This is a genomic window from Methylobacterium sp. A49B (genome assembly GCF_053346215.1).
Genome location: NZ_JBKFBO010000123.1, coordinates 1 through 20,244 on the forward strand (window position 1 = coordinate 1; position 20,244 = coordinate 20,244).

Sequence of the window (20,244 nt, forward strand, 5' to 3'; positions counted from 1 at the left end):
CCGACCAGCAGGGCGAGGATGTAGCCGACGATGGGGCGCATGCCGGCGTCGGGGTGGATGCGGCTGATGGCGCAGGCGGCGTAGTAGCCGACGCCGAAGGGCGGGGCGAACAGGCCGATGCCCATGGCGAGGATCACCACCATGGCGTAGTGGACCTCGTGCACGCCCACCGCCCGGGCGATCGGGAACAGCAGCGGGCCGAACAGCACGATGGCCGGGATGCCCTCCAGCACCGAGCCCAGCACGATGAAGGCGGCGGCCGAGACGAACAGGAAGCCGAGCGCGCCGCCGGGCAGGCCCTTCATGACCTCGGCCAGCGTCTGCGAGAAGCCGGACTGGGTCAGCGCCCAGGCCATGCCGGTGGCCGCGCCGATGATCAGCAGGATCGCCCCCGACAGGGTCGCGGTGGTCACCAGCATCGGGTAGAGCCGCCGCCAGTCGAACTGGCGGTAGATCAGCAGGCCGGCCAGCGCGGCGTAGACGATGCCGATGGTGGAGACCTCGGTGGCGGTGGCGATGCCCTCGACCACGGCGAAGCGGATCACGAAGGGCAGCGCCAGCGCCGGGATCGCCACCAGGAAGGCGTGGCCGATGACCCGCCCCGACGGTCGTGCCACGTGGCGCAGGTCCTCGCGGCGGTAGCGCCACCAGACCAGGGCGCAGAGGGTGAGGGCGAGCACGAGGCCGGGCAGGAGGCCGCCGGTGAACAGGGCGGTGATCGACACGCCGGTGACCGAGCCGATGGTGATCAGCACGATCGAGGGCGGGATCGTCTCGGTCTGGGCGCCGGTGGTGGCGAGCAGGGCCACGAGGTCGCCCTCCTTGGCGCCCCGCGCCTTCATCTCGGGGAACAGCACGGGGGCGACGGCGGCCATGTCGGCGGCCTTGGATCCGGAGATGCCGGAGACGAGGTACATGGCGCCGACCAGCACGTAGTGCAGGCCGCCGCGGACATGGCCGAGCAGGCTGGCCAGGAAGCCCACCATGGCGCGGGCCATGCCGGTCATCTCGATCAGCAGGCCGAGGAACACGAACAGCGGCACGGCCAGCAGGATCAGGTGGCTCATGCCCTCGTCCATGCGGCCGACCACCACCATCGACGGGGCGTCGGTGGTCAGCGCGATGTAGGCGAAGGTCGAGAGGCCGAAGGCGAAGGCGATCGGCACGCCGGAGAACACCAGGGCGCCGACGCCGAGGACGAAGAACAAGAGCAGGTTGAGGTTGCCGAGGTCCCGCAGCCAGGGCTGGAGCGCCACGAGGCCGGCCGCGAGCCCGCCGCCCAGCACGAGCGCGCCCGCGGTGAGGCGCCAGTCGGCGGTTTCCAAGAGGCGGATCACCGCGACGATCAGCATGAGGCCGAGGCCGATCGGCAGGGCGGCGGCGCGCCACGCGTTGTTCAATTCCAGCGCGGGCGTCTGGACGAAGGTCTCCTCGCTGGCGAATTCGAAGGCCGGCTCCAGCATCAGGGCGACGAAGATCAGGCCGGCCACCAGGGCGATGGTCTCCAGGAAGGCGCGCAGGCGCGGGCCGCTCATGGCCACGAAGGCGGTCATGCGCATGTGCTCGGCGCGGCGGAAGGCGACCACGGCGCCCAGCATGGCGAGCCACAGGAACAGGATCGAGGCGAGTTCGTCCGACCAGACCAGCGGCGCGCGGAACACGTAGCGGCTGACCACGCCGCCGAGCAGCACGCCGATCTCGGCGAGAACGAGCAGCGCCGCCGGGATCTCCACGAGGTATCCCAGCCCGTCGTCCAGCCGGCGCAGCCAGCTCCGCGCGCGCAGGGGCGGACCCGTCAGTGCAACCCCCGCCGTCGTCTCGACGGCCGCGATATCGATCTGCATGGCGCCCTCCCTCCGGACCCGTCCCGACGGCGCTGCCGGCGGAAGGGATCCGAGCGCGTCTTCGCACGCTCTCGGTCTGTGAATGCGGTATCCGCTCCCGCGAAGCGCGCTTCAAGTGCGTTTGCCCGTCACGTCCTCAGGATGCGACGGAACCCATGCGAGCCGCCAGGGGCGGGTCCCGCCCTGAACTCAGGCGGCGTCGCAGATGAAGGTCGTGATGAGCCGGGCCACCGCCTCGGGCTGCTCCTGCTGAACCCAGTGCCCGGCCCCCTCGACGAGGTGGAAGCCGGTCATGGCCGTGCAGGCGTGCTGGCGCATCGCCTCGGCGGCGCCCGGACTCTGGTAGACGCCCCAGTCGCACCGGCCCGCGATGAAGCACGACGGCACGTCGACGGTCCGGCCGGCGAAGACGCGGAGATCGTCGACGCAGGCGGCGTCCGTGTAGCGGCGGTAGCCCTGCAAGCCCCCCTGGAACCCGGTTTGCGCGTATTCCGTCACGTACACGTCCAGCTCGGCGTCCGTCAGCCACCGGCAGGCGGCGATCTGCGCCGCGGACGGCATCTCGGGGCCGACCGTCGCCGCCATGCCCCTGTCGCGGTCCATGATGTAGTAGGTCGGAAGCCGCGCGAGGTCCTCGGCTGAACCGGAGTTCAGCGGATGGGGCGCGTTGTCCGGCCAGTCGGCGCTCTTCGCGTGGTAATAGGCGCGCAGGACGTTCCGAAGCCCCTGGGGCGCCCGCAGCAGGTCGTCGTTCGCCTCCCGCGTCCTGTACCAGCGCTGGTAGAACTTGCGCGGGCGCGGCAGGGCCGCCAGGGTCGCGTCCAAGGCGTCGTCCCTCTCCGCGGGCGAGAGCACGGCCCCGTTCCCGGCATCGCCGGGCAGCGCCGGCGGGCCCGCGAACGGGGCGCTCATCATCACGACCGAGAGGAAGACGTCCGGCCTGATGAGCGCGCACCAAGCCGCAGCGGGCGAGCCGGCATCGTGGCCGACCACACAGGCGACCTGCCGATGTCCCAGGGCGGCGGCGAGCGCTAGGGTGTCGGTTACGACATTGACGAAGCCGAAGGGATGCGTGCTCGCGTCGTAGGCCGGATCCCAGCCGGTCGTCCGGCCGTAGCCCCGCTGGTCGGCGGCGACGACGTGAAACCCGGCCTCCGCCAGGGGCAGCATGACCTTGCGCCAGCTGTAGGCGAGTTCCGGGAAACCGTGCAGCAGCATGACCAGCGGCCGGCCGGCCGGCGCGTGGCCGGCCTCCAGCAGGTGAACGGTGAGGCCGTTGATCCCCGGCAGGAGGCGCGACCGGATGCCCGCCGGAAGCGTCCCGTCGCCGTAGGGCGAGACCACGGACGTCACGGCTTCAGCGTCCCCGTTCACCTGATTGGCCCACCCTGTCGTCTGCGGCACCGGGCCGGCTGGACCGGGCGCCAGATCCGACGCCCGCGCGGGGGCCGGGATCCCGCGACCGGCGCTGCCTCAGCTCGACTCGGCACCCCCGCTGGCCTCACGGCGGGCTGCCCGCGCCAGGGCGATCAGCGCGGCGGCCGTCGCCTCGCCGTTCTGGCCCGGCTCCCCGCCTCCGCCGACCAGCAGCAGGATGGGGGGTGACGTCCGGCTCGGATCCCGTCGTCGCCCGCGCGGGCGACGGGGCCTGCGATCGGTCGGTTCCGCCATGACGCCTCACAGGTTGATGGCCGGCGCCGCGCGCACCGTGCATCGAAGTCCCGAACCCTCAGCGCGGACGAGGCCGCGGCACGGAGATGGTGACCAACTCGCCGGTCGTCGGATCGAGAATCGTCATGGGCGCTCCCGGGCTGCCTCCCCATGCCAGGCCCGAATTATGGTTTAACCTTGGCCGATCGGTGGCCTGTAAACAGTTTTCGCTGATCATGTTCCGGAAATTGGCGCGTGATTGCGGAACCGGTAGCGCGAATATTCTTCTCCTCGGCGCCGACAACTCGACCCGGCGGCCGCCGCAGGCCCGGCACCGGCGCGGTCTGCCGAGCGCGCGCAGATCCCTAGACCGACATCCATCGGAGCACGTCGGCCTCGACCATCCCGGCCCGGGGGCCGGCCAGCACCACCTGACCGCGATCCATCACGGCGTAGGAATCGCACAGGTCGCGCGCCCACTCGAAATACTGCTCGACCAGCACGATTCCCATCTCGCCCTTGCCGCGCAGGTAGGTGATCGCCCGGCCGATATCCTTGATGATCGAGGGCTGGATGCCCTCGGTCGGCTCGTCGAGCACGAGGAGCTTCGGCCGCGTCACCAGCGCCCGGCCGATGGCGAGCTGCTGCTGCTGGCCGCCCGAGAGGTCGCCGCCGCGGCGGTGCAGCATGTCCTTGAGCACCGGGAACAGGTCGTAGATCTCCCCCGGGATGTGGCGGTCGCGGCGCTTCAGCGGCGCGAAGCCGGTCTCCAGGTTCTCCTTCACGGTGAGCAGCGGGAAGATCTCGCGGCCCTGGGGCACGAAGGCGATCCCGGCCCGTGCCCGGTCGTAGGGCGCGAGGCCCTGGATCGGGCGGCCGCCGAGGCGGATCGCGCCGGAGCGCACCGGCTGCTGGCCGACGATGGCCCGCAGCAGCGAGGTCTTGCCGACGCCGTTGCGGCCGAGAACCGTCGTCACCTGCCCGGCCTCGGCTGTCAGCGAGACGCCGCGAAGCGCCTGCGCGGCGCCGTAGTACAGGTCGATGCCGTCGACGGAGAGCATGGTCATCGTCCCAGATCCATCATCGCCCGAGATAGACTTCGACCACCCGCGGGTCGGCCGAGACGGCGTCGATCGAGCCCTCGGCCAGCACCGCGCCCTCGTGCAGGCAGGTGACCCGGCAGCCGAGGTCGCGGACGAAGTGCATGTCGTGCTCGACCACGAGGACGGCGTGCTCGCCGGCGATGCGCCGCAGCAGGCGGGCGGTCTCGGCGGTCTCGGCGTCGGTCATGCCGGCCACCGGCTCGTCGACCAGCAGGAGCTTGGGATCCTGCGCGAGCAGCATGCCGATCTCCAGCCACTGCTTCTGGCCGTGGCTCAGGTCGGCCGCCGGTCGGCCGCGATGGGCCAGCAGGCCGACGGTCTCCAGCAGGGCGTCGATCCGCGCGGCCTCGACGCGGTTGCGCCAGCCGAACAGGGACGCGAAGGCGGCCCGGGGCCCCTTCAGCGCCAACAGGATGTTGTCGGCCACCGTGTGGCTCTCGAACACGGTGGGCTTCTGGAACTTGCGGCCGATGCCGAGGTCGGCGATCGCCGGCTCGTCGCTCTTCAGGAGGTCGTGGGTGCCGTCGAACAGGGCGATGCCGCTGTCCGGCCGGGTCTTGCCGGTGATGCAGTCCATCATGGTGGTCTTGCCGGCGCCGTTCGGGCCGATGATCGCCCGCAGCTCGCCGCGGGCCAGCGTCAGCGACAGGCCGCGCAGGGCCTTGTAGCCGTCGAAGGTCACCCGCAGGTCGTCGAGGTAGAGGAGCGCGTCCGTCTCGCGCTTCCGGTTGGCGGGGCCGCGGGCGTCCGGGCGTTCGAGGAAGTCGGTGCTCACGAGCCCTGCCCTTCTTCCGCGAGTTTCGGGGCGATCTCGGGCTCCGGCGGCAGCCTGGCCGCCGCGCGTCGGGAGCCGAACCGCTCGATCACGGTGCCGACGAGGCCGCGCGGCAGGAACAGCGTCACGACCACGAACAGGCCGCCGAGCGCGAACAGCCACGCGTCGGGCATGACGCCGGTCAGCACGGTCTTGGCGTAGTTGACCAGCACGGCGCCGAGCGCCGCGCCGACCAGGGTGCCGCGGCCGCCCACCGCCACCCAGATCACCGTCTCGATGGAGTTGGTCGGGGCGAACTCCCCCGGGTTGATGATGCCGACCTGCGGCACGTAGAGGGCGCCGGCGACGCCGGCCATCATGGCCGAGACCGTGAAGGCCAGCGTCTTGAAGTGCTCCGGCCGGTAGCCGAGGAAGCGCGTCCGGCTCTCGGCATCGCGCACGGCGATCAGGATCTTGCCGTAGGCCGAGACCGTCATGACCCGGGCGATCAGGTAGCCGAGCGCCAGCGCCACGCCGGTGGCCACGAAGATGCCGACGCGGAAGTTTTGTGACTGGACGGAGAGTCCCAAGAGATCCTTGAAGTCGGTGAGGCCGTTGTTGCCGCCGAGCCCCATGTCGTTGCGGAAGAAGGCGAGCATCAGCGCGTAGGTCAGCGCCTGGGTGATGATCGACAGGTAGACGCCCGTCACCCGCGACCGGAAGGCGAGCCAGCCGAACACGAAGGCCAGCAGGCCCGGCACCAGCAGGACCATCAGGCCCGCGAAGGCGAAATGGTCGAAGCCGTACCAGTACCAAGGCAGCGCCTTGTAGTTCAGGAACACCATGAAGTCGGGCAGGACCGGGTTGCCGTAGACGCCCCGGGATCCGATCTGGCGCATCAGGTACATGCCCATCGCGTAGCCGCCGAGCGCGAAGAACGCCCCGTGGCCGAGCGAGAGGATGCCGCAATAGCCCCAGACGAGGTCGAGGCTGACCGCGAGCAGCGCGTAGGCGAGGTATTTTCCGAAGAGCGAGACGAGGTAGGTCGGCAGGTGCAGGCCGGAGCCTTCCGGCACCGCGAGGTTCAGCACCGGCACGGCGAGGCAGAAGGCGGCCAGGACGGCGAGGAAGATCCAGCCCTTGAGATCGATGAGGGGGGTGCGGGGGGTCATGCGGCGGATCCCGAGGGCGCAACGCGTATCCCCTCCCCCTTGCGGGGAGGGGTCGGGGTGGGGGTGGTCCCGGCTCGAGCGCGGCGGTGCCTTCTGCACCACCCCCACCCTCGGTCCCTCCCCGCAAGGGGGAGGGAAGGACGCCGGTCCCTCACGATTCCACCGCCCGGCCCTTGAGCGCGAACAGGCCGCGCGGGCGCTTCTGGATGAACAGGATGATGAAGATCAGGAGGCCGATCTTGGCGAGCACCGCGCCGATATACGGCTCGGCGAGCTTGTTCACGACGCCGAGCGTCAGGGCCGCCACCAGCGTCCCCCAGAGGTTGCCGACACCGCCGAACACCACCACGAGGAACGAGTCGATGATGTAGCCCTGGCCGAGATTGGGCGAGACGTTGTCGATCTGCGACAGCGCCACCCCGGCGATGCCGGCGATCCCGGATCCGAGGCCGAAGGTCAGCGCGTCGACGTAGGGCGTGCGGATGCCCATGGCGGCGGCCATGCGGCGGTTCTGGGTGACCGCCCGGGTCTTCAGGCCGAACGACGTCTTTCGCAGCACGAACAACAGGCCCAGGAACACGGCAAACGCGAACACGATGATCCACATCCGGCCCCAGGTGATCAACAGGCCGTAGAAATCGAAGGCGCCGCTCATGAAGGCGGGGGCGCCGACCTCGCGGTTGGTCGGGCCGAAGATCGAGCGTACCCCCTGCTGCAGGGCGAGGCTGACCCCGAAGGTGGCGAGCAGCGTCTCCAGCGGGCGCCCGTACAGGAAGCGGATGATGAACCGCTCGATCAGCACGCCGACGAGGCCGGCGACCAGGAACGCGCAGGGGATGCTGATCGCGAGCGACCAGCCGAACAGGGACGGCGCCTGGGTGCGGATCAGCTCCTGCACGCCGTAGGTCGTGTAGGCGCCGAGCATCACCATCTCGCCGTGGGCCATGTTGATCACGCCCATCACCCCGAAGGTGATGGCGAGCCCGATGGCGGCGAGCAGAAGCACCGAGCCGAGCGAGATGCCGTACCAGACGTTCTGCAGGGCGCCGAGAATCGCGAGCCGCGTCTCGATCGCCGCGATGCCGCGGGCGGCGGCGGCGCGCACCGCTTCGCCCGGATCCGCCGCGAGACCGCGCAGGATGCCCATCGCGTCGCCATCGCCCCGGGCCTGGATGGCGGGAATTGCGGCAATCCGGTCGGTCTCCGCCGTACCGGGCTTGGCGAGCAGAACGGCGGCGCGCGCTTCCGTCAGCGCCTGGCGGATCCCGGCCTGCGTCTCGCGCGCCAGGGCCGCGTCGAGGGCCGGGAGCGCCGCCGCGTCCCGGGCCTTGAACACCGCGTCGGCGGCGGCGCGGCGCTTGGCCGGGTCGGGGCTCGCGAGGTCGAGCTGCCCGCGGGCGGCCTCGATCGCCCGGCGGACCCGGTTGTTGGCCCGCACGGGCTTGAGGTCGGGGCCGTCGGCGGCCGGGGCGCCGGTCTTCGCGTCCGCGACGGCGTTGCCCTGCCGGATGAGCAGGGTCTTGTCCGGGCCCACCAGCAGCCGTCCGTCCGACAGGGCCGAGAGGATCGCGTCGGCGCGCGGGTCGCCAGAGGCGGCGAGGCCGGAGACGCCGGCCTCGATCTCGGCGTAGCCGTCGCCGGCGAGCTGGCCGTAGGGGTCGGGCGCCTGGGCGCGCGCCGGGGCGGCCAGCAGCAGGACGAGGAGGGTGAGGAGACGGAGCATGGCACTTCTGGCGCAGCGGAACTCTCCTCCCCCTTGCGGGGAGGAGCCGGAGGTGGGGGTGGTTCAGGATCGAGCGTGGCGGTGCCTCCTGCACCACCCCCACCCCTACCCCTCCCCGCAAGCTTGAGCGCATCCCGGGCAGGCCCGGGATCGCCTGGGGAGGGGAGAAGGCAGCTTACGCGCCGCCGCAGCTCTTGGTCTTGGTGTTGTAGTTGCCGCACTTGAGCTTGACCCAGTCGGCCTCGAGGTCCTTCGAGCCCTCGAGCTGCTTCGACCACGCCTCGCCGGGAATCAGCTTGTCGGTCTTCCACACCACGTCGAACTGGCCGTTCGACTCGATCTCGCCGATGAAGACCGGCTTGGTGATGTGGTGGTTCGGCAGCATCGTGGCGGTGCCGCCGGTGAGGTTCTTCTGCTCGATGCCCGGCAGCGCGTCGATCACCTTGTCGGGGTCGGTGGTCCCGGCCTTCTCGACCGCCTTCACCCACATGTTGAAGCCGATATAGTGAGCCTCCATCGGGTCGTTGGTGACCGCCTTGGGGTTCTTCCGGAAGGCCTGCCACTTCTTGATGAAGTCCTCGTTCTCCGGCGTCTTGATCGACTCGAAGTAGTTCCAGGCGGCGAGGTGGCCGACCAGCGGCTTGGCGTCGATGCCGGCGAGCTCCTCCTCGCCCACCGAGAAGGCGACCACCGGGATGTCGGTGGCCTTGATGCCCTGGTTGCCGAGCTCCTTGTAGAACGGCACGTTGGCGTCGCCGTTGATGGTCGAGACCACGGCGGTCTTCTTGCCGGCCGAGCCGAACGCCTTGATCTTCGACACCTCCGTCTGCCAGTCCGAGAAGCCGAACGGCGTGTAGTTGATCAGGATGTCCTCGTCCTTGACGCCCTTGGACTTGAGGTAGGCTTCGAGGATCTTGTTGGTGGTGCGCGGGTAGACGTAGTCGGTCCCTTCCAGCACCCAGCGCTTGGCGCCGCCGCCGTCCTCCGACATCAGGTAATCCACCGCCGGGATCGCCTGCTGGTTCGGGGCGGCGCCGGTGTAGAACACGTTCCGCTCGCTCTCCTCGCCCTCGTACTGGACGGGGTAGAACAGGATGTTGTCGAGTTCCTTGAAGACCGGCAGCACGGATTTGCGCGAGACGCTGGTCCAGCAGCCGAACACGGCCGCGACCTTGTCCTTGCTGATCAGCTCGCGGGCCTTCTCGGCGAAGAGCGGCCAGTTCGAGGCCGGATCGACCACCACCGGCTCCAGCTTCTTGCCGAGCACGCCACCCTTGGCGTTCTGCTCGGCGATGAGCATCAGCATCGCGTCCTTGAGGGTGGTCTCGGAGATCGCCATCGTCCCCGAGAGCGAGTGCAGGATGCCGACCTTGATCGTCTCCTGTGCCCGCGCGGCCCCCATCCCCAGGCTGCTCATCGCGAGCCCGGCGGCCAGAGCGGCGGCCGGGCCCCAGGTTCCAAATGCTTTCACGGCGGTCCCCTTGGTCGTTTTCCTCGACACGGACGGGGAATCGCAAATTGCGTGCCACATATTTAGGCAGACGGGGCGCCGGGGCCGTCCCGAACCCCGGAATCGGCCGGCTGTACCCGCCCGGAGCCTTTGGGCACAGTCCAAATACGCTTATCTGTATGTATTGATGCGCAAAAACTAATCTACTCCATACTGCGGCGGAGTTCGGTGTGAGAGGGTGGCGATTATCCGCCGGAGTCTTTGGGCGCGGATGACTGGGAGTTGGCCTGTGCTCCTGCCCGGATCTGGAGGGGCCCATGGCGCTGCCGCAGCAATCCGCCGTCCGCAATCACCTTCTGGCCGCCCTCGCGCCGGAGGAGTTCGACCGCCTTGCTCCGGCCCTGGAGCCGGTATCGCTGCCGCTCCATCAGGTCTTGATCGCCCCGCACCAGCCGATCCGGCGAGCGCATTTCGTCGAGGAGGGGCTCGTCTCCCTGGTGGCGGATACCCGCGAGGGGCGCATCGAGGTCGGCCTCACCGGACGCGAGGGCTTCGTCGGCGTTCCGCTCGCGCTCGGTGCCGAGTCCACGCCCCACACCGCCATCGTGCAGGCCGGCGGCGAGGCGCTCTGCATCGCCGCCGGCACGCTGCGGGAGGCCCTCGACGCGAGCGCCGGCCTGCGGCGGATGCTGGGCGGCTACGTGCAGAGCCTGATCGTGCAGGTGGGGCAGACCGTCTACGCCAATGCCGACCTGACGGTCGAGGCGCGTCTCGCCCGGTGGATCCTCATGACCCACGACCGGCTGGATCAGGATGAGCTGCCCCTGACGCACGAGGTGCTCTCGAAGATGCTCGGCGTCCGTCGGCCCACCGTGACGACGGCGACCCACATCCTCGAGGGGGCCGGCATGATCCGCGCGCAGCGGGGGCGCATCACGGTCATCGACCGCGCGAAGCTGGAGGACCTGGCGGGCGCCATCTACGGCACCGCCGAGGCCGGCTGACGCGGGGTCGGACCGCGGGCGCGCCCGACGGGGACCGCGTGGAGGCCTCACCGGACCTCGTCGTCCCAGGCGACCTCCGGGTCCTCAGACAGACGACGCCCGATGCGGTCGGTGAGCGGCAGGCGGATCGTGCAGCGCAGCCCGTCCGGTGCGTAGGCCAGGCGGACCTGCGCGCCGAGATCGTAGGCGAGCATGTCCTCCAGCACGTCCGTCCCGAAGCCGCGCCGGGCCGGCTCCCGGATGCCGCTGCCGCCGGTCTCGGCCCAGCCGAGGGTCAGGATCGGCGGCCCCGTCTCCGCGTCGCCCACCGCCCAGGTGGCGCTGACCCGGCCCTGCGGGAGCGCCAGGGAGCCGTGCTCCACCGCGTTGCTCGTCAGCTCGTGCAGCGCCAGCGCCATGACCAGCGCGGCCCGGGGCCGGAGCCGCACCCGCGGCCCGGCGATCGTGGCCTGCTCCCCCTCGCGCACGAGGTGGAACATCAGCTCGTCGGAGATCAGGGTGTGCAGGTTCGCGTCGCCGAACGCGTCCGTGGCGGCCTGGACCCGCATGACGGCTCCGAACCGGCCGTCGAGATGCGCCACGTAGCTCTCGACGTCGGTGACGCTCTCGGCGGAGCGGTGCATGATGGTGCGCATCATCGCCATCGTGTTGCGCATCCCGTGTCGCAGGCTGTCGGGCATGCCCGCCTCGTCGAGCAGGCGGCGCAGGCGCACGTTGTCGGCCTCAAGGGCCAGGAGGCGTTCCGCGGAAGCGCGAGGGTCAGTCATGCCGGGCCTCTTCCGGATGTCGTCTCACGGGTTTCAATCCTGCTGGAATGGGCGCGGTTCAGGCGCGCTGCGCGAGGGTGGCGCCGGAGCCCGCCGTCAGGTGGAGATAGGCGGCATCGAAATGCGCGAGCCGGGCGAGCGCGACCGGATCGTGGATGGTCAGGCGGCGGCTGCGCAGGGTGATCAGCCCCAGGCCGCGCAGCTCCTGCAGGGTCCGGTTGATGTGGACGCTGGTCTGGCCCATCGCGTCGCCGAGGTCGTTCTGCGTGATCGGCATCGGGCAGGTGTTCCCGTCGGTGAGGCCGATCGCCGCCAGCCGGGCGTGCAGCTCGCAGAACAGGTGGGCCAGTCGCTCGATGCCGGTGCGGCTGCCGAGGCTGACCGTCCACTCGCGCTGCATCGCCGCGGTGGCCAGCGCCTCGCGGTGCAGGGCGAGGTCGAGGTCCGGGCTGCGGGCCGTCATCGCCTGCATCCTGGCGCCGGTGATCTGGCCGAGCAGGACGGGCGTGATCGCGCCGATCGTGTGGTCCATCGCGTCGAGGAGGAAGACGTGCGGGTCGCAGAGGTCCCCCGGCAGCAGGAGCGCGACGATCTGGCGGCGCCCGTTGGCGAATTGCCGGTAGCGGCAGGCCCAGCCGTCGAGGATGACGTTGACCGCGCGCGGATCGTCGCCCTCATGGATGATGTCGGTGCGCGCCGCGACCAGGCGGCCCGGGCTGACGGCATCGGCCAAGCACATCCGGTCCGCGTCCGAGAGACGAACGTAGCATTCTAGCTTGTGGACAAGCGGGTTTGGCACGACTGTTTCTCCACGACGGCGTGGGGTCAGGCCAGCCTACATTTAGTCGTGCCTATGAATACTTATGCAGATTAGTTTATCATGCTGCGAAGCTTATTTTTCCTATCATTGGTTAGACGGGATGCCGATGTCGGTCCCTGTCGCGCCGGTCCCCGGGCTTGCCGGGGAGGCGTTCCTGCTCCTCCGGCGCCGGGCGTGGCGGAGAGCGTCGTGGCCGGGGTCGGGCGCGGCTCGTGCCACAGGGGCATGCACACCGGTCCGCTCCGGTCGATGAGCGGCCTCTGCCTCCCCTGACGGGGCGACCGCGACGTCGCGTCCGCGATGCGCCCTCCAGGGGCCTCGCGTCACGGCTGCGCGTCGGCCCCGACGGGCCGGGGGCCTGATCCTGCCGGCGGAGCAGGACGTTCGTCTCGTCCTGCGCCAAGCCCACACTCTGCGGGACCGGAGATCGGGTGCGGCCTGCCTCCCGGGTCAAGGCTCGCCTGCGCCGCCCCGGACCGACGATGCGGGCATGTCACACGGCTGCCCGAGCGGGGGCGTGCGGTTTCCAGAGCGTACAGCCTGTGGCCCTGCGGGTGCGGGACGACGTCGAAATCCGACCTCGCGGCCGCGCCGAGCGCCCCGCAGGCCGCTCCGTCAGGCTTCCCGATCGGCGCGGCGCAGCGACCACAGCAGGGTTCCGCGCGCGTCCACCAGCCAGAGGGCGTTCACCGCGTCGTCTTCGATCGTCAGCGAGCGGATGTTGGCCAGACGCACGGCCTCCTTCGCGTCGGCGGCGGCGAGCCGCTCGTCGACCAGCGGCGTGCCGATTTCCCCATCGGCGCCACGAACCGCCCCGCGCAGGCGATACTCCGGCATCCATCCTCTCCCTTCCCGATCAGCCCGCGCCCGCCGCCGGCATCGGCGGCGGCCCGACCGGGTGCGAAGATAGGCAGCGCCGCGGCTTGTCGAGGGGGCACTACGGCGCAGCGCCCGCGGCCAGCACCGGCTGGGGATCGCCGAGGAACAGCGACCGCAGGACCGCGGCGGAATCCGGGGCCGGCAGGTCGAGGGCCCGCGCCGCGCCGGCGATCCCGGCGGCGCAAGCCGTCGACCGGGCTTGGAGTGGCTCCGCGGCGGCGGAAAGGCTCGGCGGCACCGGCCGCGTCCGGGCGAGGAGCCGCGCGAGTCCGGGAGCGGAGGGCTGCTGGGCCCGGAGACGGGCATCGAGCGCAACGAGGTCGCCGGCCGCGAGGATCCTGCAGGCGGCAGCGTCGCGCGGCGCGCTGGCCCGCATCATGGCCAGGAGTTGGCGCCCCAGCGCCCGGACGACGGCGTCGTCGCCGGCCCGGAAGCGCCGCCGCAGGTAGGCGCCGGTCATCCGCTTCACCCCCGCGGCCGCCTCCGCTTCCGGCCGGCCCGCGGCGTAGCCGTCGCGGTACCAGCGGGCGATGGGATCGAGGTCCGCCGACCCCGCCTGCCGCAGGATCGGCAGGGCGCGCAGGATCGCCGCGCGGGCCCCATCCGCGCTCGGATCGGCGTCGAGGGTGGAATCCGGGAAGCGTTCCGGCCCGACGATCTCGGTGACGATGCCGGCCGCGCGCAGGACCGCGCCGTCGGGGATCCAGATCCCGGCCGGCGGGACCGACAGGGCGCGCGCCACGAAGGCGCGGGGCAGGCCGGCGGACCGGTAGGCCGCCCGTTCAGGCGCCGGATCCACCCGGCGTATCCGGCCGTGTGCTCCCACCGTGTAGGGGGCGTGGAAGCCGAGCCGGCCCCCGGCCGCGAGGAAGCGGGCCCGCCCGCGGACGAAGATCAGCGTGCAGGCCGACACGCAGACATCGGGCACGTAGGTGGACAGGCCCCGCGCGGCCACGAGGGCTCCGATCGCCGCGCCCTCCGCCACGAGGCCGCCGTCGCTGGTGAGGTGGATGCGCTCCACCTCCGGATGGGCCGCCAGGAGCGCGGCCGCCCGGGCGGCGACACCCTCGGTGAGGTCGCCCGCGAGGCGCAGGTCCCGGCCATCCGGCCCCAGCGTGACCCGGGCCGGGCGCTCCGGCCCGTCGACGGAGGTTCCGGCCCGGCCCTTCGTCGGCGGCCCGGCGGCGGCCGGGCCGGCGGCAGCCCCGAGCACCAGGGCGAGGACGCAGGCAGCAATCCCCGTCCGGCGCCCCCACCCGTGGGTGAAGACCGGCATGGCAATGTCCATCGTGGAGGATCGGAGCGGCCGGGGCGCCTACTGGAGGTAGGCGACGAACATCTCGGACACGGCCCGGGAGGCGTAGGCCGCGGGGCTCTCGCCCCGACGGACCGGGAAGGCCTCGGCCACCCGCCGGCCGGCGAGGATCTGCGCCACCTCGTCGGGCATCAGGCCGTCATCGACGGCGTTCGCCAGGGCGGCCTGCTCGTGGGCCGACAGCGAGGGGTGTCTCAGGCTGAACGGGATGCGGGGTCCGTGGACCGCCGCGGTGGCGATCCGGTCTCGGTGTGGCGTGTGGGTGGTCTCATAGGTCAGCATCGCTGGTCGCCTTCCATGTCTGGTGTCGTGCGCTTTCCTCGTCTCGGACGCGGCAACACGGCAGACAGTGCGAAGTCGTCGGAGCGATCTGATCCAGGGTGGCGGTCACCGTACCCTCCATCGTCTAAGGATCGACTGGTTCGTCGACGGCCTCAATCTAAGGAGCCGGCCCGAGAATGTGCTGCCAAAGTGGCGACGACTTGAGGTGCAGGTTGTTCGTGAAAGGCGCATCTTGGAGCACAAGGTGGAGTCCGGGGCCGCCGGCGCCGCGGCCCTCTGCTCGTCCCCGCAGGTCACGAAGGCCGCCGCACGGGCTTGCAAAACGGTGCCGCATCCTTGAAAATCGTTCTGTTGCAGGCACTTAGCGGAAATCATGCTCCGGATGGGACGGCACGCGACCGAAACCTTCTCCCTTCTCCGGGGGCGCCCGGAAGAGCCTTCCCGCGGCCGGGTTCGGGGGCCGACCCGGTCCGCACCGCCGCCGAATCGGACGGCCGGAACCGGCCGGCCCGGCGAGGCCGACGCCGGCCCGTCAGCGTCGATGCGGCAGGGCGACGAGGTCGTGTTCGAGCGGCTCGACCTCGCCGAGATCCTGGGGATCTGGCGCCACGCCCGCGGCCGGGTGGTGGGTGTCCACCGTCGGGACGGCGGCCAAGAGGGCGGCCAGGAGGGCGGCCAGGAGGGCGGCGCCACGGTGGATGTGCAGTTCCAGGGCCACGACACCCTGGAGCGCTACCTGCCCGACCTGTTCCGGCGTGTGCATTGAGGAGCCGCCCGGTGAGCCCGTACGCGTTCGACCGTCAGCCCCTCGGCCGCCCGCCGGCCGGCCTGGTCGCGGCGCAGCCGCCCCTGCGCATCACGAGCCGCGGCACCGGGGAATCCGAGGTCTGGGCGGCCCTGCGCGCCGAGGCCGAGGCGGCCCTGATCGAGGAGCCGCTCTATGCCGGGATCATCCAGGCGACGATCCTCGACCAGCGCTCCCTGGCCCAGGCCTTCGCCTACCGCCTCGCCCACCGCCTCGGGGACGGCGACCTGGCCCGGCTGTCGATGCGCGACCTGTGCCTCTCCGCATTCGAGGCGGATCCGCAGGCCGGCGCCCGTGCGGTGCGCGACCTCGTGGCGATCCGCGAGCGCGACCCCACCTGCCGCCGCTACCTCGATCCGTTCCTGTTCTACAAGGGGCTGGCGGCGCTGGAGGCCTACCGGGTCGGCCACTGGCTCTGGCACCAGGGCCGGGCCACCCTGGCGCTCCACGTCCAGAGCCGCATTTCCGAGGTGTTCGGCTGCGACATCCACCCAGCGGCCCGGATCGGCTCGGGGGTGTTCATCGACCACGCAACAGGGGTGGTGATCGGCGAGACCACGGTGATCGCCGACGACGTGTCGATCCTCCAGTCGGTCACGCTCGGCGGCAACGGCAAGGAGAGCGGCGACCGGCATCCCAAGATCGAGCGCGGGGTGCTGCTCAGCGTCGGCGCCAAGGTCTTGGGCAACATCCGGGTCGGCGCGGGCGCCAAGGTCGCGGCCGCCGCCGTGGTGCTGCAGGACGTCCCGCCCCACACGACCGTGGCGGGGGTGCCCGCCCGGGTCGTCTCGCGCCTGCCGGTGGACGAGGAGCCGGCGCTCAGCATGGACCAGTCCTTCGGTTACGGCGACGGAATCTGACGCGCGGAAAATCCTTCCCGCAAAACAAAGTCGCCGACCCGCCGCGCCCTGTCGCGGCCGTGAGAAATTATCTTCTCGACGAAGCCGTCATTATCGAGGCGATGTTCTATGTGTCGGGCGTGCTAAGGAATCAACGTCCAAGATGGTGTGTAAATTGAGAACATTGTTTCGTTGACGTCGGGGCGAATCGGACTTTATCTCATCCTCGTCGGAACACGGACGTTCTGGGTCCGGATTTTCGGCGGGCGATGATTGCAAATCAGCCCAAGAAATCAATTTTTGACTGATGACGATGCGAGATATCGGATCGCCATCGTCATCATGACTTGAGTCTTACAGATCGCGCGCACCCCGCATCCCCGCGGGGCGGGCCGCCGTCGCGCGGGCCGATGCGGCGCGCCTGCAACCCTGACGAGTGAGGACGAACGATGACGGGACCGGGTCTGAGTGTCAGCGCCACGGCGGCACGCAATCTAGCGACGGCGACCGTCACCTCGGTCCAGAACGCGGCCAACACGCCGCGCTGGCTCCTGCGGCTCCTGCCCTTCGTGGACGTCGCGGGCGGGGTCTACCGGGTCAACCGCCGGGCCGTCGTGCTGGCGCGCCCCGGCCGGATCGACCTCGCCGCCGAGGACAGCAAGGGCCGGGTGATCCGCCCCGCCTCCCTTCGCTCCGTGCCGCTGTTCAGCCGGCTGGGCGATGCCGAGCTGGCGGCGCTGGCGGCCAAGTTCACCGAGAGCCGGCACAAGGCCGGCGAGGTGATCCACGAGGAGGGCTCCTCCGGCCGCAGCCTCGTGGTGGTGGCCGACGGCACGGTCGAGCTGACCCTGTCGGGCCCCTACAGGGGCCGCCTGCGCCAGGGCCTGGCCACGAAGGGCGACTATTTCGGCGATGCCGGTCTCGCCGGCGAGAGCGCCCCGGCCCCGGCCGTGAAGGCCCTGTCGGCGGTGACCCTCCTGACCCTCGACGCCGCCGCGGTCGAGAACGACGAGATCCGCGCCAAGATCGCCCAGTACCGCGAGGAGCGCGACCGACTGAAGGGCCACACCAACTCGTACGGCGAGCAGGGCATCGAGCTGCTGGCGGTCCATACCGGCGAGCCGCGCCTGCCCACGACCTTCGTGGATTACGAGGTCGATCCGCGCGAGTACCACCTCTCGACCATCCAGACGATCCTCAACACTCACACCCGCGTCACCGACCTCTACTCCAACGAGATCGACCAGCTCCGCGAGCAGATCCGCCTCACGGTCGACGCCGTGAAGGAGCGCGAGGAGTGGGAGCTTCTCAACAACGCGCAGTTTGGCCTTCTAGGCGAGGTCGGCCCGCGCCAGCGCATCCCCACCCGCGGCGGCCCGCCCACCCCGGACGACCTCGACGAGCTGCTGACGCTGGTCTGGAAGAAGCCGGCCTTCTTCGTGGCCCATCCCCGCGCCATCGCGGCCTTCGGCCGGGAGGCGACCCGCCGGGGCGTGCCGCCGGTGGTGGTGCACCTGTTCGGCGCCCCGTTCATCACGTGGCGCGGCGTGCCGCTGGTGCCGAGCGACAAGCTGCCGGTCGACATCGACCCGGTGACCGGGGCCGAGACCACCTCGATCCTGCTGCTGCGGGTCGGCGAGGGCGAGCAGGGCGTGGTCGGCCTGCAGAAATCCGGCGTGACCGGCGAGATCGAGCCCGGCCTGTCGGTGCGCTACATGGGCACCAACGACCACTCGATCGCCTCGCACCTCGTGACCCGCTACTTCTCGGCGGCCGTGCTGGTCGAGGACGCGATCGCCCGCCTCGATAACGTGCTGCTGGGCAACTACCATGACTACGCCTGAGGCCTTCGCCCTCGGGCTGCCCGGGGCGAGCCCGGGCGATCCGGTTCAGGCTGACCTCCTGCACGCGGATCTCGTCGGGCGTCTCGCCCGGGAGATCTACGGGCAGGGTCAGGCCGCGAGCCAGCCCTTCGCCCCGGCGATCCCCGCCGGCCCCCAGCTCCCGCAGGCTCTCGAGGCCCTGCCCCAGGGCCCCGGCGGCGCGCCGCTGCCGAGCGCGCCCCTCGGCGTCCCCTCGGTGCCGACGGGCGGCCAGCCCGCCGGCTTTCAGCCGGACGCGTCGGCGCTGGCGGCGCGCGCCTTCGGGGCGCCGCCGGTCGGCCTGCCGGGCCTCTCCGGCCCGACCGCACCGAACCTGGCGCCCGCGAGCCCGGCCTTCGCAGACGTGGCGGCGATCCCGCCGGTTCATCCGGCGAGCCTGCGCCCCGTCCTGCCGGACTTCTCCTTCCCCGGTGCTCCGGCGCTGGCGGCCGCCGTCCCCGGCGGTCCGGAGCTGCACCGGCAGATCGCCGCGGACCACCCGCGCGCCAACGCATTCGCGCACGCGCTCGCCCCGCAACTCTTGCCGGACGCTCCGGCGAAGGCCGGTGCCGGGGCGCCGGTCTCCGACTACTACTTCCTGGATATCAGCCTTCCGGCCCGGAAGGCGCCGGCGAGTCCGCGGGTGGAGCCGGCCCGCTATCCCGGGCCGGCGCCGCGGCTGACGGCCCTCGGGTCGAGCCCGGTGGGGGCGCCCTTCGACGTCGAGCACGTCCGCCGGGACTTCCTGGCCCTGCATCAGAGCGTCAACGGCCACCCGCTGGTCTGGCTCGACAACGCCGCCACCACCCACAAGCCGCAGGCCGTGATCGACGCGACCTCGGAATTCTACGCCCGGCACAACTCGAACATCCACCGGGCGGCCCACACCCTGGCGGCGCGCTCGACGGACCTGTTCGAGGGCGGCCGCGAGGCGGTGCGCCGCTTCCTCAACGCACCGTCAAAGGACGATATCGTCTTCCTGCGCGGCACCACGGAGGCGATCAACCTCGTCGCCAATTCCTACGGCCGGGCCAATATCGGCCCGGGCGACGAGATCATCGTCTCGACCATCGAGCATCACGCCAACATCGTGCCCTGGCAGCTGCTGGCGCAGCAGACCGGGGCGACGCTCCGGGTGATCCCGGTCAACGACCGCGGCGAGATCATCTTCGAGCAATACGCGGCGCTGCTGTCGGGCCGCACCAAGATCGTCTCGGTGACGCATGTGGCCAACGCGCTCGGCACCGTGAACCCGGTGCGGGAGATCATCCAACTCGCCCACGCCTACGGGGTGCCGGTGCTGGTCGACGCGGCGCAATCCTCGCCGCACATACCGCTCGACGTGCAGTCCCTCGACGCCGACTTCCTGGTCTTCTCCGGCCACAAGGTGTTCGGGCCGACCGGCATCGGCGCGCTCTACGGCAAGACGCACCTGCTGGAGGCGATGCCACCCTGGCAGGGCGGCGGCCACATGATCGAGGACGTCACCTTCGCCAGGACCGTCTACAAGGGCGCACCGGAGAAGTTCGAGGCGGGCACGCCCGACATCGCCGGGGCGGTGGGCCTCGGGGCGGCGCTCGACTACCTGGAGCGGATCGGCCTGCTGGCGATCGCCGCCTACGAGCACGACCTCCTGGAATACGCGCAGGGAGGCCTCGCCGACGTGAAGGGCCTGCGCCTGATCGGCACCGCCCGGGAGAAGGCGAGCGTGATGTCCTTCGTGATCGAGGGGCAGGAGAACGAGGCGGTGGCCCACCACCTCGATGCGCACGGCATCGCGGTGCGCTCGGGCCACCACTGCGCCCTGCCGGCCCTGCGCCGGTTCGGAGTCGACCAGTCGGTGCGGGCCTCGCTCGCCTTCTACAACACCCGCGCGGAGGTCGATGCCTTCCTGAGGGCGCTGCACACGCTGCCGCGGCACTGAGACGACGGGCGCGCGGATCCCCCTCCTCCGCAGAGGGGGGAGGGAGGGCCG

At 71.1% G+C, this 20,244-nt stretch carries 17 protein-coding genes; 5 read left to right on the top strand and 12 right to left on the bottom strand.

Annotation, left to right across the window (positions count from 1 at the left end; translation table 11 throughout):
• The 7 genes from ACLBX9_RS24960 to urtA form a co-directional block, all read right to left on the bottom strand.
• A partial coding sequence (locus ACLBX9_RS24960; protein ID WP_447720829.1) for a TRAP transporter large permease occupies nucleotides 1-1,844 on the bottom strand: 1,844 nt, incomplete at its 3' end.
• Between the two features lie 189 nt (nucleotides 1,845-2,033).
• Complete coding sequence (locus tag ACLBX9_RS24965; protein WP_447720830.1) at nucleotides 2,034-3,197, bottom strand: alpha/beta fold hydrolase; 1,164 nt, start codon at nucleotides 3,195-3,197, stop codon at nucleotides 2,034-2,036.
• A 662-nt stretch (nucleotides 3,198-3,859) separates the two neighbouring features.
• Nucleotides 3,860-4,555 (bottom strand): urea ABC transporter ATP-binding subunit UrtE, encoded by a 696-nt coding sequence (gene urtE, locus ACLBX9_RS24970; RefSeq protein WP_039894162.1) that lies wholly within the window; start codon nucleotides 4,553-4,555, stop codon nucleotides 3,860-3,862.
• 19 nt (nucleotides 4,556-4,574) lie between these two features.
• Complete coding sequence (gene urtD / locus ACLBX9_RS24975; protein ID WP_447720831.1) at nucleotides 4,575-5,372, bottom strand: urea ABC transporter ATP-binding protein UrtD; 798 nt, start codon at nucleotides 5,370-5,372, stop codon at nucleotides 4,575-4,577.
• Nucleotides 5,369-6,523, bottom strand: a complete 1,155-nt coding sequence (urtC, locus tag ACLBX9_RS24980) for an urea ABC transporter permease subunit UrtC (RefSeq protein ID WP_010685702.1) — start codon at nucleotides 6,521-6,523, stop codon at nucleotides 5,369-5,371. Before urtC ends, urtD begins: the two co-directional genes overlap by 4 nt.
• A gap of 151 nt (nucleotides 6,524-6,674) precedes the next feature.
• On the bottom strand, nucleotides 6,675-8,246 hold the full coding sequence (urtB, locus tag ACLBX9_RS24985) for an urea ABC transporter permease subunit UrtB (protein WP_447720832.1): 1,572 nt from the start codon (nucleotides 8,244-8,246) through the stop codon (nucleotides 6,675-6,677).
• 175 nt (nucleotides 8,247-8,421) lie between these two features.
• Nucleotides 8,422-9,663 (bottom strand): urea ABC transporter substrate-binding protein, encoded by a 1,242-nt coding sequence (urtA, locus tag ACLBX9_RS24990; RefSeq protein ID WP_244625725.1) that lies wholly within the window; start codon nucleotides 9,661-9,663, stop codon nucleotides 8,422-8,424.
• 350 nt (nucleotides 9,664-10,013) lie between these two features.
• Between urtA and ACLBX9_RS24995 the strand changes: the two genes are divergently transcribed.
• Nucleotides 10,014-10,700 (top strand): Crp/Fnr family transcriptional regulator, encoded by a 687-nt coding sequence (locus ACLBX9_RS24995; protein WP_447720833.1) that lies wholly within the window; start codon nucleotides 10,014-10,016, stop codon nucleotides 10,698-10,700.
• 47 nt (nucleotides 10,701-10,747) lie between these two features.
• Here ACLBX9_RS24995 and ACLBX9_RS25000 read toward each other — a convergent pair whose 3' ends face one another.
• From ACLBX9_RS25000 to ACLBX9_RS25020, 5 genes are all read right to left on the bottom strand, one after another.
• Nucleotides 10,748-11,467 (bottom strand): HWE histidine kinase domain-containing protein, encoded by a 720-nt coding sequence (locus ACLBX9_RS25000; protein WP_447720834.1) that lies wholly within the window; start codon nucleotides 11,465-11,467, stop codon nucleotides 10,748-10,750.
• Nucleotides 11,468-11,525: 58 nt separating this feature from the next.
• A complete protein-coding gene (locus ACLBX9_RS25005; RefSeq protein WP_010685707.1) occupies nucleotides 11,526-12,266 on the bottom strand; it encodes a Crp/Fnr family transcriptional regulator in 741 nt (246 codons plus the stop codon).
• Between the two features lie 636 nt (nucleotides 12,267-12,902).
• Nucleotides 12,903-13,124 (bottom strand): hypothetical protein, encoded by a 222-nt coding sequence (locus ACLBX9_RS25010; RefSeq protein WP_447720835.1) that lies wholly within the window; start codon nucleotides 13,122-13,124, stop codon nucleotides 12,903-12,905.
• A 100-nt stretch (nucleotides 13,125-13,224) separates the two neighbouring features.
• Nucleotides 13,225-14,442, bottom strand: coding sequence for a hypothetical protein (locus tag ACLBX9_RS25015; RefSeq protein ID WP_447720836.1), 1,218 nt, complete (start codon nucleotides 14,440-14,442; stop codon nucleotides 13,225-13,227).
• 39 nt (nucleotides 14,443-14,481) lie between these two features.
• Nucleotides 14,482-14,763, bottom strand: a complete 282-nt coding sequence (locus ACLBX9_RS25020) for a hypothetical protein (protein WP_447720837.1) — start codon at nucleotides 14,761-14,763, stop codon at nucleotides 14,482-14,484.
• A 541-nt stretch (nucleotides 14,764-15,304) separates the two neighbouring features.
• Here ACLBX9_RS25020 and ACLBX9_RS25025 point away from each other — a divergent pair.
• The 4 genes from ACLBX9_RS25025 to ACLBX9_RS25040 all read left to right on the top strand — a co-directional run bounded on the left by ACLBX9_RS25025 (nucleotide 15,305) and on the right by ACLBX9_RS25040 (nucleotide 20,193).
• A complete protein-coding gene (locus ACLBX9_RS25025; protein ID WP_447720838.1) occupies nucleotides 15,305-15,529 on the top strand; it encodes a hypothetical protein in 225 nt (74 codons plus the stop codon).
• Between the two features lie 62 nt (nucleotides 15,530-15,591).
• A complete protein-coding gene (gene cysE / locus ACLBX9_RS25030) occupies nucleotides 15,592-16,428 on the top strand; it encodes a serine O-acetyltransferase (protein ID WP_039894165.1) in 837 nt (278 codons plus the stop codon).
• A 428-nt stretch (nucleotides 16,429-16,856) separates the two neighbouring features.
• Nucleotides 16,857-18,251 (top strand): family 2B encapsulin nanocompartment shell protein, encoded by a 1,395-nt coding sequence (locus ACLBX9_RS25035; RefSeq protein ID WP_010685713.1) that lies wholly within the window; start codon nucleotides 16,857-16,859, stop codon nucleotides 18,249-18,251.
• Entirely contained in the window at nucleotides 18,238-20,193 is a 1,956-nt protein-coding gene (locus ACLBX9_RS25040) for a family 2A encapsulin nanocompartment cargo protein cysteine desulfurase (protein ID WP_447720839.1), read from the top strand. Before ACLBX9_RS25035 ends, ACLBX9_RS25040 begins: the two co-directional genes overlap by 14 nt.
• Nucleotides 20,194-20,244 lie beyond the last annotated feature (51 nt).

Bases quoted from the DNA above. Each gene is read 5' to 3' on its own strand.
- urtE (WP_039894162.1), bottom strand. From the start codon at position 4,555: ATGCTCTCCGTCGACGGCATCGACCTGTACTACGGCGCCGCGCAGGCG.
- urtC (WP_010685702.1), bottom strand. From the start codon at position 6,523: ATGACCCCCCGCACCCCCCTCATCGATCTCAAGGGCTGGATCTTCCTC.
- ACLBX9_RS25015 (WP_447720836.1), bottom strand. From the start codon at position 14,442: ATGCCGGTCTTCACCCACGGGTGGGGGCGCCGGACGGGGATTGCTGCC.
- ACLBX9_RS25010 (WP_447720835.1), bottom strand. From the start codon at position 13,124: ATGCCGGAGTATCGCCTGCGCGGGGCGGTTCGTGGCGCCGATGGGGAA.
- ACLBX9_RS25040 (WP_447720839.1), top strand. From the start codon at position 18,238: ATGACTACGCCTGAGGCCTTCGCCCTCGGGCTGCCCGGGGCGAGCCCG.
- urtA (WP_244625725.1), bottom strand. From the start codon at position 9,663: ATGAGCAGCCTGGGGATGGGGGCCGCGCGGGCACAGGAGACGATCAAG.
- urtB (WP_447720832.1), bottom strand. From the start codon at position 8,246: ATGCTCCGTCTCCTCACCCTCCTCGTCCTGCTGCTGGCCGCCCCGGCG.
- ACLBX9_RS25035 (WP_010685713.1), top strand. From the start codon at position 16,857: ATGACGGGACCGGGTCTGAGTGTCAGCGCCACGGCGGCACGCAATCTA.
- ACLBX9_RS24995 (WP_447720833.1), top strand. From the start codon at position 10,014: ATGGCGCTGCCGCAGCAATCCGCCGTCCGCAATCACCTTCTGGCCGCC.
- ACLBX9_RS25020 (WP_447720837.1), bottom strand. From the start codon at position 14,763: ATGCTGACCTATGAGACCACCCACACGCCACACCGAGACCGGATCGCC.
- ACLBX9_RS25025 (WP_447720838.1), top strand. From the start codon at position 15,305: ATGCGGCAGGGCGACGAGGTCGTGTTCGAGCGGCTCGACCTCGCCGAG.
- ACLBX9_RS25000 (WP_447720834.1), bottom strand. From the start codon at position 11,467: ATGACTGACCCTCGCGCTTCCGCGGAACGCCTCCTGGCCCTTGAGGCC.